This window comes from Dryocola clanedunensis, from assembly GCF_038405435.1.
Classification (GTDB): domain Bacteria; phylum Pseudomonadota; class Gammaproteobacteria; order Enterobacterales; family Enterobacteriaceae; genus Dryocola; species Dryocola clanedunensis_A.
In genome coordinates this window covers 18,648-33,340 of the sequence record NZ_JBBYHZ010000005.1, presented here as the reverse complement: position 1 = coordinate 33,340, position 14,693 = coordinate 18,648, and the positions used below count along the sequence as shown (strand labels likewise).

General features: G+C 53.8%; 13 protein-coding genes. 11 read left to right on the top strand and 2 right to left on the bottom strand.

Annotated elements, in window-relative coordinates; all coding sequences use genetic code 11:
- Positions 1 to 26: 26 nt before the first annotated feature.
- Positions 27 to 650: a hypothetical protein gene (locus AAE045_RS12940; RefSeq protein ID WP_455548088.1), complete on the top strand. Its 624-nt coding sequence runs from the start codon at positions 27 to 29 to the stop codon at positions 648 to 650.
- Positions 651 to 679: 29 nt separating this feature from the next.
- Positions 680 to 871 (top strand): calcium-binding protein, encoded by a 192-nt coding sequence (locus AAE045_RS12935; RefSeq protein WP_455548290.1) that lies wholly within the window; start codon positions 680 to 682, stop codon positions 869 to 871.
- 99 nt (positions 872 to 970) lie between these two features.
- On the opposite strand, the gene yfbR is transcribed toward AAE045_RS12935, so the two are convergent.
- Both yfbR and alaA read right to left on the bottom strand, forming a co-directional pair.
- Entirely contained in the window at positions 971 to 1,570 is a 600-nt protein-coding gene (yfbR, locus tag AAE045_RS12930) for a 5'-deoxynucleotidase (RefSeq protein WP_455548087.1), read from the bottom strand.
- Positions 1,571 to 1,654: 84 nt separating this feature from the next.
- Positions 1,655 to 2,869 carry an alanine transaminase AlaA gene (alaA, locus tag AAE045_RS12925; RefSeq protein ID WP_455548086.1) on the bottom strand — a complete coding sequence of 405 codons (1,215 nt, stop codon included), beginning with the start codon at positions 2,867 to 2,869 and terminating at the stop codon, positions 1,655 to 1,657.
- A 988-nt stretch (positions 2,870 to 3,857) separates the two neighbouring features.
- Here alaA and lrhA point away from each other — a divergent pair.
- The 9 genes from lrhA to nuoI all read left to right on the top strand — a co-directional run bounded on the left by lrhA (position 3,858) and on the right by nuoI (position 14,688).
- Positions 3,858 to 4,793, top strand: coding sequence for a transcriptional regulator LrhA (gene lrhA, locus AAE045_RS12920; protein ID WP_455548085.1), 936 nt, complete (start codon positions 3,858 to 3,860; stop codon positions 4,791 to 4,793).
- Positions 4,794 to 5,424: 631 nt separating this feature from the next.
- Entirely contained in the window at positions 5,425 to 5,871 is a 447-nt protein-coding gene (gene nuoA / locus AAE045_RS12915) for an NADH-quinone oxidoreductase subunit A (protein ID WP_455425239.1), read from the top strand.
- Between the two features lie 15 nt (positions 5,872 to 5,886).
- A complete protein-coding gene (locus tag AAE045_RS12910; protein ID WP_455425238.1) occupies positions 5,887 to 6,564 on the top strand; it encodes a NuoB/complex I 20 kDa subunit family protein in 678 nt (225 codons plus the stop codon).
- A gap of 89 nt (positions 6,565 to 6,653) precedes the next feature.
- Positions 6,654 to 8,465, top strand: coding sequence for an NADH-quinone oxidoreductase subunit C/D (nuoC, locus tag AAE045_RS12905; protein ID WP_455548084.1), 1,812 nt, complete (start codon positions 6,654 to 6,656; stop codon positions 8,463 to 8,465).
- Positions 8,466 to 8,467: 2 nt separating this feature from the next.
- A complete protein-coding gene (gene nuoE / locus AAE045_RS12900; RefSeq protein ID WP_202303090.1) occupies positions 8,468 to 8,968 on the top strand; it encodes an NADH-quinone oxidoreductase subunit NuoE in 501 nt (166 codons plus the stop codon).
- Positions 8,965 to 10,311 carry an NADH-quinone oxidoreductase subunit NuoF gene (gene nuoF / locus AAE045_RS12895; RefSeq protein ID WP_455548083.1) on the top strand — a complete coding sequence of 449 codons (1,347 nt, stop codon included), beginning with the start codon at positions 8,965 to 8,967 and terminating at the stop codon, positions 10,309 to 10,311. The genes nuoE and nuoF overlap by 4 nt, the downstream gene beginning before the upstream one ends.
- 122 nt (positions 10,312 to 10,433) lie before the next feature.
- Positions 10,434 to 13,157, top strand: coding sequence for an NADH-quinone oxidoreductase subunit NuoG (gene nuoG, locus AAE045_RS12890; RefSeq protein ID WP_455548082.1), 2,724 nt, complete (start codon positions 10,434 to 10,436; stop codon positions 13,155 to 13,157).
- Positions 13,154 to 14,131 carry an NADH-quinone oxidoreductase subunit NuoH gene (gene nuoH, locus AAE045_RS12885; RefSeq protein WP_455548081.1) on the top strand — a complete coding sequence of 326 codons (978 nt, stop codon included), beginning with the start codon at positions 13,154 to 13,156 and terminating at the stop codon, positions 14,129 to 14,131. Before nuoG ends, nuoH begins: the two co-directional genes overlap by 4 nt.
- A 14-nt stretch (positions 14,132 to 14,145) precedes the next feature.
- A complete protein-coding gene (nuoI, locus tag AAE045_RS12880; RefSeq protein WP_202303082.1) occupies positions 14,146 to 14,688 on the top strand; it encodes an NADH-quinone oxidoreductase subunit NuoI in 543 nt (180 codons plus the stop codon).
- The last annotated feature ends 5 nt before the right edge of the window (positions 14,689 to 14,693 follow it).

The window sequence follows — 14,693 nt, the reverse complement described above, 5'->3', positions numbered from 1 at the left end:
GACCTTAGCTAAGGCAAGGGCTGGAAATGAAAGTAAAAGATAATGCTCAAGCGGGAATGCTGGGCGGTAGAAGAATAGTTCGATTTTTCCTGGGTTCAAAAGTAAGTGTTACTTTATTAAGTGGTGTTTTTTTTAGTCTTATGATTCTGCCGCCATTAATTTACTCCTGGTGTGCTTACTTCCCAGAGGATAAAGATATTAAGCATGTTAAAGGTGAGTTTATATATAGGTATGTAGGTCGAGGGGACTATGTTCCTGGAATCTATGTGGCCGGCAGGGAAGTGTATTTTAGTTGCAGGGCTAGACCTAATGTGCATGAAGACTGCATCAATGATAGAGAACTATATAAGAAATATAAAGGCGATCACTTTCAAAGGGATTACTTTGAGAGCTGGAAAGGTAAAGATGCGGAAGTTTTGTGGTTTAATCAACCAACTAATTTTTTTTTCAGACAATCAAGATTGTTACAACTTACGGTTAATAATGTTGTTGTTATCTCCAGAGAGAGTGTAAGAAAGGATATTAAGGATGTTAGAGAGGGTTGGGTGAGTGATTTAATAATATATTTTATTTTTCTTGCGCTTATTATTTTCTTTATAACTAAATTTGCAGTTGGGCCTCTTGTTAAGGCAGTCAATGAAGAAAGTTAAATTGCAACAGAACTCCATAAAATTTGAATATGGAAGAGGGGATTGAGTACGTAGAATTTGCTGACGGAACCCTCTGGGATCAATCAACAATCAACGACCGAATACAGCCGGTCCAACATTTATTGGCGTCATCACCATCACTATTGCCTGCGTCAGATGGCCGGTTAGACACTGTCCCCGCTGGTTTCACGGCACCGATTCAGGGCGCTCTCTGGGGTTAACGTTGTCTGGGGGCGCGGTTCCTTTTGTGGGTATCCTGCGTCCCCCAGTTAATGCTGACCAATTTACAGAGTAATAACCGTCACCTTTAAATAAATCACCTAGAGCGGTGAATCCTGGCTTATCTCATCCAGCGACAGCTGAAAGCTCGGCACAAACACGTTCATGAAGTAATCCATCTCTTCGCTGTGCCGGTCGGCCAGCGTTTTCTCCAGACGGCTCTTTGCAAGCAGAAACTCATTGTTTCCGGCGGACAGCTCTTCCAGGCATTTCAGATAGGCGCAAAGCGCGTCGGCCTGCTTCACTATCGCTTTCTCTTCTTCGCTGCACTGATGTTCATCAATCAGCGGCGCCCAGATATCCCGCAGCTCCTGCGGCACCATATCGATAAGCTTCTGCTGGGCTATTTTTTCAATCGCTTTGTACTCATGGGCAATCTGCGAATTGAAGTATTTCACCGGGGTGGGCAGATCGCCGGTCAGGACTTCGCTGGCGTCGTGGTACATCGCCAGCAGCGCGATACGCTCGGCGTTCACGCGGCCGTTGAACTTACGGTTTTTGATCGCCGCCAGGGCATGGGCAACCATTGCCACCTGCAGGCTGTGCTCCGAGACGTTTTCGGTGCGCACGTTGCGCATCAGCGGCCAGCGATTAATGAGTTTCAGGCGGGAGAGATGGGCGAAGAAATGACTTTGACTCATGGGATCACCGAATTATGCGTAGGGCGGGTAAGCAGAGCGTCACCCGCCGGTAAGAGGGTGGATGACCACCCTGCGTGAATCAGACTACTGGTGGTAATGCCCCAGGAAACGCCCAAATTTGTTGATGGACATCTCCAGCTCATCCACGCGCGGCAGCGTGACGATACGCACATGGTCCGGCCACGGCCAGTTGAACGCCGAGCCCTGTACCAGCAGCACTTTCTCCTGCAGCAGGAAATCCAGCACCATTTTCTGGTCGTCGTGGATGTTAAACCGTTTGGCATCGATTTTTGGGAACATATACAGCGCGCCGCGTGGTTTCACGCACGAAACGCCGGGAATATCGTTGATCAGCTCCCATGCCCGATTGCGCTGCTCGTAAAGACGCCCGCCGGGCACGATAAACTCGCTGATGCTCTGATAGCCACCCAGCGCGGTCTGAATCGCATGCTGGGCGGGGACGTTGGCGCAAAGACGCATCGAGGCCAGCATCTCCAGCCCTTCAATATAGCCTTTCGCGTGCTTCTTCGGCCCGCTCAACACCATCCAGCCCTGGCGGAAGCCCGCGACACGGTAGGTTTTGGACAGCCCGTTGAAGGTAATGGTCAGCAGGTCCGGCGCCAGCGTGGCGATGGAGATGTGCTCTGCTTCGTCGTAAAGGATTTTGTCGTAAATCTCATCGGCGAAGATGATCAGGTTGTGCTGGCGCGCCAGCTCAACGATCTCCATCAGCAGCTCTTTCGAATAGACTGCCCCGGTTGGGTTATTCGGGTTGATTATTACGATGCCGCGGGTGCGGGGCGTGATTTTAGCGCGGATATCGTCGAGGTCCGGGAACCAGTCTGCGGATTCATCACACAGATAGTGAACCGCTTTACCGCCGGAAAGAGACACGGCGGCGGTCCACAGCGGGTAGTCCGGGGCCGGTACCAGCATTTCGTCGCCGCTGTTCAGCAGCGCCTGCATCGACTGGACGATGAGTTCGGACACGCCGTTGCCGATGTAGATGTCTTCGACGGTTACATCACGCATACCGCGAGCCTGGTAATGCTGCATGATAGCCTTGCGCGCGGAGTACAGCCCTTTCGAATCGCAGTATCCTTGCGCGGTCGGAAGGTTGCGGATCACATCGACAAGGATTTCATCCGGGGCGTCAAAACCGAACGGCGCCGGGTTGCCGATGTTCAGCTTAAGCACTTTATGGCCTTCTTCTTCCAGGCGTTTTGCCTCTTTGAGAACCGGACCGCGAATGTCGTAACAGACGTTATCTAATTTGCTGGATTTTTCGATAGGGGACATGAACCTTCGACCTTAAATGTGAGCGTTACTTCCTGCCGTGGAAGCAACCAGGCACCAATGTACTCCTGCAGGCCCGAGATTTGAAGCGAGGCGAGGTGGGAAGTTGCGCATGTTTGTCCCGCTGAGTAAGTCGAAAGTTTAGCTATAGAAATCTTTGTTGGTTTTTTGTTTTTAAAATTTAACCTTGTCCAACATGATTCTCTGGCTTATGGCTTTTAGTATGATTTTATCCACTACCGCTGGCGATCGACCCTTACAGTAGCGCTATCCATTTGTAACATTATTGAACAATGCATAAGGAAAAATGAATGTTCATGCACCCGGATGAATAGCAAAGTTCAGGCGTTAAGAAGATGTTTATAATCTTCATCCGAGATGTAATTAATATATGCATGAGTAATAGTTAAGGTGAATTTATTATAGCGCGTGACAAAATCACTCAACGTTAAGAATAAACTGGCTGGGTGGATGTGAAAAAAAGAGAATGAGATCAGATAATTCGCATGTTACCTTATAAGTTGTGTTGATTTGCGGTAAGATACCCCCGGAATAAGGTAGTTGCATTACCTCATTTTCGGATTATCCCCTGTGTTACTGGTAGTTCACTGATGTCTCGTTGTTTCTGCGCCCGTGCTTGCGCCGCTAGTCTCCAGGCCGGATTTCACGTACTGCGTTTCTTACCTGCGCCAGGAATAATTAAAATCATTCCTGAAGTGAGTTTACAAATATTACGCTTTTTTAATTAAACACACTGGTACGACGAGACGATTATTTGTATGTTGTATTCGTCAGTGCAATATCCCGCGTCGATTTTCTCAAAATAGAGAAGACGCAGCGGTAATAAAAATTACTTGTCAGAACGACTGAACCCAATGGCAGTAAAAACTCTCAGGATCCGTTCTGTAAATGGAATTGCTTTATCTCTTTGATAAATCACAGCAATAGAACAAGGGCAGACTCGTAAGAGCAACCTACTAGTGAAAAAATTATGATTAACGCAAATCGTCCGATCCTTAATCTCGACCTCGATCTGTTGAGGACTTTTGTTGCGGTTGCCGATCTGAACACCTTTGCGGCCGCTGCCGCAGCAGTGCGCCGCACGCAGTCCGCCGTCAGTCAGCAGATGCAGCGCCTTGAGCAACTGGTAGGAAAAGAACTCTTTGCGCGTCATGGGCGTAACAAACTTTTGACGGAGCACGGCATTCAGCTGCTGGGCTATGCGCGAAAAATCCTTCGTTTTAACGATGAAGCCTGTTCGTCTTTAATGTTCAGTAATCTGCAGGGCGTGCTGACAATCGGCGCATCAGACGAAACCGCAGATACGATTTTACCTTTCCTGCTTAATCGGGTGAGTTCGGTCTACCCGAAGCTGGCGCTCGATGTGCGCGTCAAACGTAATCCTTTCATGATTGAAATGCTGAACCAGCAGGAAGTTGATCTGGTCGTCACGACTTCCAGGCCTGCGCATTTTGACTCTATCGTACTGCGCACCTCGCCAACGTTATGGTACTGCGCGGCGGATTACGTTTTCCAGAAAGGGGAGGCCGTGCCGCTGGTACTGCTCGACGACCCAAGCCCCTATCGCGACATGATGCTTGAACATCTTAATGCTGAACGCATTCCGTGGCGGATCTCCTATGTGGCTTCCACGCTTGCCGCCGTCAGAGCGGCAGTGAAGGCGGGTCTGGGGATCACCGCGCGGCCGGTGGAGATGATGAGCCCTGAACTTCGCGTGCTGGGCGCCTCGGACGGTCTGCCTGCCATGCCGGATACCCGCTATCTGCTCTGTCGCGACCCGAATACCAACAATGAGATGGCGCAGGCAATCTTCAGCGCGATGGAAACCAGCCCGAACCCGTATGCTTATGCAGCAACGCCGGAAGAGGGTAGCGATCCGCTGCTGGTTGAGCGCGATATCGACTAGTTTTTAGGAATTTGTTGGTAACAAATTGTTAGCTGTATAAAACGGGCCGCTGGGGCGAATTTTTCTTCCAGCGGCCCATTTTTTATCAAAATGTGCGCTTATTTTTTTATAAGCAATAAAAATAACAATATAAACAATTATTTATCATTGCGCGGTGACGCTTTTTGCAAATGCCCTTTGACAAATTCTGAGTGCCAGGAATTGTTAAAAAACGGGCGGCAATGTTGCTCCTTTAGGCTTCCAATTAACAAAAGCGTGTCTCAGATCAAGAAAATACTCCCTCTTAGGGGGAGGAATAGTTGTGATTTCCTGCCAAAATAGAGGGGCTGCATATTTTTCCGCGCCTTACGGACACGATTCACCTACAGTTAAAGCTGATTAATAATTCGGTTACATCGAGTATTAGGCATTAAATGTTAATGAATTGGCGTCGATGTAAATTAATGTGTGGATACTTTTGTTAAAGTTGACAAAAGGTTATAGAAAGGAGTAAAAAACCCCATCAATTTGCTGGTAAATTTCTGTTTTCCGGCAGTTATTGTAAGGTTATTTGTTCCTCCCCATGAATCGATGTGGTGTTCATCTGCCAGCCAAGAGCAGAGGTTTTAGCGCCACTTTTGATGAGTAAGCAATGAGTATGTCAACAACCACTGAAGTTATCGCTCATCACTGGGCGTTCGCTGTCTTTCTTATTGTTGCCGTTGGCCTGTGTTGCGTAATGCTGCTCGGGGCATGGTTCCTCGGCGGGAGAGCCAAGGGCCGGCACAAGAATACCCCCTTCGAGTCAGGTATTGACTCCGTTGGTACCGCGCGTTTACGCCTTTCCGCTAAGTTTTACCTGGTGGCCATGTTCTTCGTTATCTTCGACGTGGAAGCCCTGTATCTCTATGCGTGGTCTACTTCCATTCGGGAAAGTGGCTGGATTGGTTTCGCGGAAGCCGCAATTTTCATTTTAGTGCTACTGGCTGGTCTGGTGTATCTGGTGCGTATTGGCGCGCTCGATTGGACTCCTGCGCGTTCGCGCCGTGAGCAAATCAACCCGGAAACCGACAGTCTCACTAACCGTCATACGCAGTAACAGCGAGGCAATAAGATGGACTATACGCTCACCCGCATAGACCCCAACAACGGTGAGAATGACCGTTATCCCCTGCAAAAACAGGAAATCGTTACCGATCCACTGGACGCAGAAATTAACCGTAGCGTGTACATGGGCAAGCTCGAGCATGCCATGCACGACATGGTTAACTGGGGACGTAAAAACTCAATTTGGCCATATAACTTTGGCCTTTCTTGCTGCTACGTAGAGATGGTGACCTCGTTTACCGCCGTGCATGACGTGGCCCGTTTTGGTGCAGAAGTACTGCGCGCGTCTCCTCGTCAGGCTGACCTGATGGTTATCGCCGGGACCTGCTTCACCAAAATGGCACCGGTTATTCAGCGCCTTTACGACCAGATGCTTGAGCCAAAATGGGTAATCTCCATGGGTGCCTGCGCCAACTCAGGCGGCATGTACGACATCTACTCCGTCGTGCAGGGCGTGGATAAATTCCTGCCGGTTGACGTCTACATCCCGGGCTGCCCGCCGCGTCCAGAAGCCTATATGCAGGCGCTGATGCTGCTGCAGGAATCGATTGGTAAAGAGCGCCGCCCGCTGTCGTGGGTTGTTGGCGATCAGGGCGTTTACCGCGCCAACATGCAGTCCGAGCGCGAGCGTAAGCGCGGCGAGCGAATTGCTGTGACCAATCTGAGGTCGCCAGACGAGATTTAATTTGCGCCTGTAGCCAGCAAACACTGCTTCGCATATCAATAATATTAGCGCGGAGCTGCTGGCCGACAGTCACCACAGAACCATTTGCAATGGTGAGAAATATGACCGATTTAACCGCGCAAGACGCCGCCCTGCCAGCCTGGCAGACAAGGGATCATCTGGATGACCCGGTAATTGGCGAACTGCGTAACCGTTTTGGGCCGGATGCCTTCAGCGTTCAGCCAACCCGCACCGGGGTCCCGGTCGTCTGGGTCAAGCGTGAACAGCTACTGGAAGTTATCGATTTCCTGAAAAGATTGCCGAAGCCTTATGTCATGTTGTTCGACTTACATGGCATGGACGAGCGTCTCAGAACTCACCGCGACGGTTTACCGGCCGCGGATTTTTCCGTTTTCTACCACCTGATTTCTATCGATCGCAACCGCGACATCATGCTCAAGGTGGCCTTCTCAGAAAACGATCTGAACGTGCCGACAATCACCAAACTCTTCCCGAACGCCAACTGGTACGAGCGTGAAACCTGGGAAATGTTTGGCATCACCTTTACCGGCCACCCGCACCTGACGCGCATCATGATGCCGCCAACGTGGGAAGGGCACCCGCTGCGTAAAGACTACCCGGCTCGCGCCACCGAATTCGATCCGTTTGAGTTAACCAAACAGAAAGAAGATCTGGAAATGGAAGCGCTGACCTTCAAGCCTGAAGACTGGGGCATGAAGCGCAGCAGCGAACATGAAGACTTCATGTTCCTGAACCTGGGGCCAAACCACCCGTCCGCGCACGGTGCGTTCCGCATCATCCTGCAGCTCGACGGTGAAGAGATTGTCGACTGCGTACCGGATATCGGCTACCACCACCGTGGCGCTGAGAAAATGGGCGAGCGCCAGTCCTGGCACAGCTACATTCCTTACACCGACCGTATCGAGTATCTCGGCGGCTGCGTGAACGAAATGCCATACGTGCTGGCCGTTGAGAAACTGGCGGGCATCAAGGTGCCAGAACGCGTTGACGTCATCCGCGTCATGCTCTCCGAACTGTTCCGTATCAACAGCCACCTGCTGTATATCTCCACGTTCATTCAGGACGTTGGGGCGATGACGCCGGTATTCTTCGCGTTCACCGACCGTCAGAAAATCTACGATCTGGTTGAAGCTATTACCGGCTTCCGTATGCACCCGGCCTGGTTCCGCATCGGCGGTGTGGCACACGACCTGCCGAACGGCTGGGAGCGCCTGCTGAAAGAGTTCCTCGAGTGGATGCCGAAGCGTCTGGATTCCTACGAGAAAGCCGCGCTGCGTAACACCATTCTGAAAGGCCGTTCCCAGGGCGTTGCCGCTTACGGCAAGAAAGAAGCGCTGGAGTGGGGCACCACCGGTGCTGGCCTGCGCGCCACCGGTATCGACTTCGATATCCGTAAAGCCCGCCCTTACTCTGGCTATGAAAACTTCGACTTCGAAATCCCGGTCGGCGGTGGCGTGAGCGACTGCTATACCCGCGTGATGCTGAAGGTAGAAGAGCTGCGCCAGAGCCTGCGTATTCTTGACCAGTGCCTGAAAAACATGCCTGCTGGCCCGTTCAAGGCGGATCATCCGCTGACCACGCCGCCGCCGAAAGAGCGCACGCTACAGCATATCGAGACCCTGATTACTCACTTCCTGCAGGTTTCCTGGGGCCCGGTCATGCCGGCCAACGAATCCTTCCAGATGATTGAGGCAACCAAGGGGATTAACAGTTACTACCTGACCAGCGACGGCAGCACCATGAGCTACCGTACCCGCATTCGTACCCCGAGCTTTGCGCACCTGCAGCAAATCCCGGCGGCGATCCGCGGCAGCCTGGTCTCTGACCTGATTGTCTATCTGGGTAGTATCGATTTTGTCATGTCAGATGTGGACCGCTAACTATGCACGAGAATCAACAACCACAAACCGAAGCTTTCGAGCTGAGTGCGGCTGAGCGTGAAGCGATCGAGCACGAAAAACACCATTATGAAGATGCTCGCGCCGCGTCCATCGAAGCGCTGAAGATCGTTCAGAAGCAGCGTGGCTGGGTGCCGGACGGGGCAATTTACGCCATCGCTGACGTGCTGGGCATCCCTGCCAGCGACGTCGAAGGCGTTGCCACCTTCTACAGCCAGATTTTCCGCCAGCCGGTGGGCCGCCACGTGATTCGCTACTGCGACAGCGTGGTTTGCCACATCACGGGCTACCAGGGCATTCAGTCCGCTATCGAAGCGAAGCTGAATATCAAACCGGGCCAGACCACGTTTGATGGTCGCTTTACCCTGCTGCCGACCTGCTGTCTGGGCAACTGCGACAAAGGGCCGACCATGATGATTGATGACGATACTCACAGCCATCTGACGCCGGAAGCGATCCCTGACCTGCTGGAGCAGTATAAATGAAGACGATTATTCGTACTGCCGAAACCCATCCGCTGACCTGGCGGTTGCGCGATGACAAACAGCCGGTGTGGCTGGATGAATATCGCAGCAAAAACGGTTATGAAGGTGCGCGTAAAGCATTAACCGGTATGGCGCCGGACGACATCGTTAACGCCGTAAAAGACGCGGGCCTGAAGGGCCGCGGCGGCGCGGGCTTCTCCACTGGTCTGAAGTGGAGCCTGATGCCGAAAGACGAATCCATGAACATCCGTTACCTGCTGTGTAACGCCGATGAAATGGAGCCGGGCACCTATAAAGACCGCCTGCTGATGGAACAGCTGCCGCACCTGCTGGTGGAAGGTATGCTGATTTCCGCATTCGCGCTGAAAGCTTATCGCGGCTACATCTTCCTGCGCGGCGAGTACATTGAAGCGGCAGCGAACCTGCGCCGTGCCATTGCAGAAGCGACCGAAGCGGGCCTGCTTGGTAAAAACGTTCTCGGGTCTGGTTTTGATTTTGAGCTGATCGTGCACACCGGTGCCGGGCGTTATATCTGCGGTGAAGAAACCGCGCTGATTAACTCCCTGGAAGGCCGCCGCGCGAACCCACGTTCAAAACCACCTTTCCCTGCTTCAAGCGGCGTCTGGGGCAAACCAACCTGCGTCAACAACGTTGAAACGCTGTGTAACGTCCCGGCGATTCTGGCGGATGGCGTTGAGTGGTACCAGGGCATTGGCGGCGGGCTAAGCAAAGACGCTGGCACTAAGCTGATGGGCTTCTCAGGCCGCGTGAAAAATCCAGGCGTCTGGGAATTACCGTTCGGGACTACCGCACGTGAAATCCTGGAAGATTATGCCGGCGGCATGCGCGACGGACTGAAATTCAAAGCCTGGCAGCCGGGTGGGGCAGGGACAGACTTCCTGACCGAATCTCACCTTGACCTGCCGATGGAATTTGAAAGCATCGGTAAAGCGGGCAGCCGTCTGGGTACGGCGCTGGCGATGGCCGTAGACCATGAAATTGGCATGGTGCCGCTGGTGCGTAACCTGGAAGAGTTCTTTGCCCGTGAATCCTGCGGCTGGTGTACACCCTGCCGTGACGGCCTGCCGTGGAGCGTAAAAATTCTGCGCGCGCTGGAGCGTGGCGAAGGCCAGCCTGGGGATATCGAAACGCTCGAGCAGCTGTGTCGTTTCCTCGGTCCGGGTAAAACCTTCTGTGCACACGCGCCGGGCGCGGTTGAGCCATTGCAGAGTGCGATTAAATATTTCCGCGAAGAATTCGAAGCAGGCATTGCCAAACAGGATCTCGGAAATCTGCGTGCCATCGGTGGCATTCAGCCGAACCTGTTAAAAACGCGCTGGTGATATGGCCCCTCACCCCGGCCCTCTCCCCAAAGGGGCGAGGGAGTAAAACGGGCGGTGAAGGTCGCACAAGAATTTTTGATTAACGCCTGAGATTACTCAGGCCAACTGGAAGCATGCTGACTATGGCTACGATTCATGTAGACGGCAAAGAATATGAGGTCAACGGGGCCGACAACCTGCTAGAGGCTTGTCTCTCCCTTGGGCTCGATATTCCTTATTTTTGCTGGCACCCGGCGCTGGGCAGCGTCGGTGCTTGCCGCCAGTGTGCGGTGAAGCAATATCAGAACGCAGAAGATACCCGTGGTCGCCTGGTGATGTCCTGTATGACACCGGCTTCAGACGGTACGTTCATCTCTATTGATGACGGCGAAGCGAAGCAGTTCCGCGAGAGCGTTGTGGAGTGGCTGATGACCAACCACCCGCACGACTGTCCGGTCTGTGAAGAGGGCGGCAACTGCCACCTGCAGGATATGACCGTGATGACCGGTCATAGCTTCCGCCGCTATCGTTTCACCAAGCGTACGCACCGCAATCAGGATCTCGGCCCGTTCATCTCTCACGAAATGAACCGCTGTATCGCCTGCTACCGCTGCGTGCGTTACTACAAAGATTATGCAGACGGCAAAGATCTGGGCGTCTACGGCGCTCACGACAACGTCTACTTCGGTCGCCCGGAAGACGGCACGCTGGAAAGCGAGTTCTCCGGCAACCTGGTAGAGATTTGCCCGACAGGCGTTTTCACCGACAAAACTCACTCCGAGCGTTACAACCGTAAGTGGGATATGCAGTTCGCACCGAGCATCTGCCAGCAGTGCTCTCTGGGCTGTAATACCAGCCCGGGCGAACGTTACGGTGAACTGCGTCGTATCGAAAACCGCTACAACGGCACGGTCAACCACTACTTCCTCTGTGACCGCGGTCGTTTCGGCTATGGCTATGTGAACCTGAAAGACCGTCCACGCCAGCCAATTCAGCGCCGTGGCGACGATTTGATTACCCTGAACGCCGAACAGGCGATGCAGGGCGCGGCAGATATTCTGCGCCAGTCGAAGAAGGTTATCGGTATCGGCTCCCCGCGTGCCAGCGTTGAAAGCAACTTCGCGCTGCGTGAGCTGGTGGGTGCCGCCAACTTCTATACCGGCATTGCGGCAGGGGAGCAGGCTCGCCTGCAGCTGATGCTTAAAGTGCTGCGCGAAAGCGGAGTTCATACCCCTGCGCTGCGTGAAATCGAATCCTACGATGCGGTACTGATTCTGGGTGAAGATGTCACTCAGACCGGCGCTCGCGCCGCGCTGGCGATTCGTCAGGCAGTGAAAGGCAAAGCACGTGAAATGGCAGCAGCACAGAAAGTGGCTGACTGGCAGATCGCGGCAATCATGAACATCGGCCAGCACGCTAAGCATCCGCTGTTTGTTACCAACGTGGATAACACCCGCCTGGATGACATCGCAGCATGGACCTACCGCGCACCGGTTGAAGATCAGGCCCGCCTGGGCTTTGCGATTGCCAACGCGCTGGACAGCAACTCTCCGGCAGTCGAACTGGATCGCGACCTGAAAAACAAGGTCGACGTGATTGTTCAGGCGCTGGCGGGTGCGAAGAAGCCACTTATCGTTTCCGGGACTAACTCAGGCAGCGAAGCGGTGATTCAGGCTGCGGCGAACGTTGCGAAAGCGCTGAAAGGTCGCGGTGCCGATGTGGGTATCACCATGATTGCCCGCGCCGTGAACAGCGTTGGTCTGGGCATGATTGGCGGCGGCTCTCTTGAAGAGGCGCTGAGCGAGCTGGAAAGCGGCGCGGCCGATGCGGTTGTGGTGCTGGAAAACGATCTTCACCGTCATGCTTCAGCCGCTCGCGTTGATGCAGCATTGTCTAAAGCACCGCTGGTTCTGGTCATCGACCATCAGCGTACGGCGATCATGGACAAAGCGCATCTGGTGCTCTCAACCGCAAGCTTTGCGGAAAGCGACGGCACGGTCGTCAACAACGAAGGTCGCGCCCAGCGCTTCTTCCAGGTTTACGACCCGGCCTACTACGACAAAAACGTGGCGATGCTCGAAAGCTGGCGCTGGCTGCACTCGCTGCACAGCACTGTGCTGAGCCGTGAAGTGGACTGGACGCAGCTCGATCACGTTATCGACGCCTGCGTGAAAGCGCTGCCGCAGCTGGCCGGTATTAAAGATGCCGCGCCGGACGCAAGCTTCCGTATTCGCGGTCAGAAACTGGCTCGTTCTCCTATCCGCTCAAGCGGTCGTACGGCCATGCGCGCTAATATCAGCGTACATGAGCCGCGTCAGCCGCAGGATAAAGACACGATGTTCGCCTTCTCTATGGAAGGGAACAACAGCCCGCTGGCCGACCGCCAGCAGATCCCGTTCGCATGGGCACCAGGCTGGAACTCACCGCAGGCATGGAACAAATTCCAGGCCGAAGTGGGCGGCAAGCTGCGCCACGGCGATCCGGGCGTGCGTCTGATTGAAGCAGCGGACACGGGGATCGATTTCTTCGCTACCGTGCCGGAAAGCTTCCAGGCAGAAGAAGGCAAATGGCGTATCGCGCCGTACTACCACCTGTTCGGTAGCGACGAGATGTCCCAGCGTTCTCCTGTCTTCCAGAGCCGTATGGTCACACCACACATTACTCTCAACCCGGCAGACGCCGCGAAGCTTGGCGTGAATGCCGGTCAGCTGATCTCCTTCAGCTACGAAGGCCAGACGCTGAGCTTGCCGCTGCAGCTGTCCGAAGGTCTGGTAGCAGGGCAGGTTGGTCTGCCAATGGGCATGCCTGGCATTGCCCCGGTACTGGCCGGTGCCCGTCTTGAAAATCTGCAGGAGGCTGCGCAATGAGTTGGTTAACACCGGATGTTATCGACATTCTGCTTACCATCCTCAAAGCGGTGGTTATCCTGCTGGTTGTCGTCACCTGCGGCGCGTTCATGAGTTTCGGTGAACGTCGTCTGCTCGGTCTGTTCCAGAACCGTTATGGACCAAACCGCGTTGGCTGGGGCGGCTCGCTCCAGCTGGTTGCCGACATGATCAAGATGTTCTTTAAAGAGGACTGGGTTCCGCGCTTCGCGGATCGCGTGATCTTTACTCTGGCACCGATGATCGCCTTCACCTCGCTGCTGCTGGCCTTTGCTATCGTGCCGGTCAGCCCGAGCTGGGTGGTTGCGGATCTGAACATCGGTATCCTGTTCTTCCTGATGATGGCAGGCCTCGCGGTTTACGCCGTGCTGTTCGCGGGCTGGTCAAGTAACAACAAATACTCCCTGCTGGGCGCAATGCGTGCATCCGCGCAGACGCTGAGCTACGAAGTGTTCCTTGGTCTTTCCCTGATGGGCGTGGTTGCTCAGGCCGGTTCGTTCAATATGGGCGATATCGTCAACAACCAGGCGCACCTGTGGAACGTCATCCCGCAGTTCTTTGGCTTTATAACCTTTGCGATTGCGGGCGTGGCGGTGTGTCACCGTCACCCGTTTGACCAACCGGAAGCCGAGCAGGAACTGGCCGATGGCTACCACATTGAATATTCTGGTATGAAATTCGGTCTGTTCTTCGTGGGTGAATACATCGGTATCGTCACCGTCTCCGCCATGATTGTGACGCTGTTCTTTGGTGGCTGGAATGGCCCGTGGTTACCACCGTTCATCTGGTTCGCGCTGAAAACCGCGTTCTTCATGATGATGTTCATTTTGATTCGCGCAGCGCTGCCTCGTCCTCGTTATGACCAGGTGATGTCGTTTGGCTGGAAAATCTGCCTGCCGCTGACGCTTGTCAACTTGCTGGTGACCGCCGCGGTCATTCTCTATCAGGCACCATAAGGGGTGAAAAAACCATGACATTGAAAGAGTTAGTGGTTGGTTTCGGCACCCAGGTACGCAGTATCTGGATGATCGGTCTGCACGCCTTCGCGAAACGCGAAACGCAGATGTATCCGGAAGAACCAGTGTATCTGCCGCCACGCTACCGTGGCCGTATCGTGCTGACGCGCGATCCGGACGGCGAGGAGCGTTGCGTTGCCTGTAACCTGTGTGCGGTTGCCTGCCCGGTTGGCTGTATCTCTCTGCAAAAAGCAGAGACCAAAGACGGCCGCTGGTATCCGGAATTCTTCCGCATTAACTTCTCACGCTGCATCTTCTGCGGCCTGTGCGAAGAAGCCTGTCCAACAACGGCGATTCAGCTGACCCCGGATTTCGAACTGGGTGAGTTTAAACGTCAGGATCTGGTTTACGAAAAAGAGGACCTGCTGATTTCCGGTCCGGGCAAATACCCGGAATATAACTTCTACCGGATGGCAGGCATGGCAATCGACGGCAAAGATAAGGGCGAAGCGGAAAACGAAGCCAAGCCTATCGACGTCAAAGGCCTGTTACCTTAAGGAGT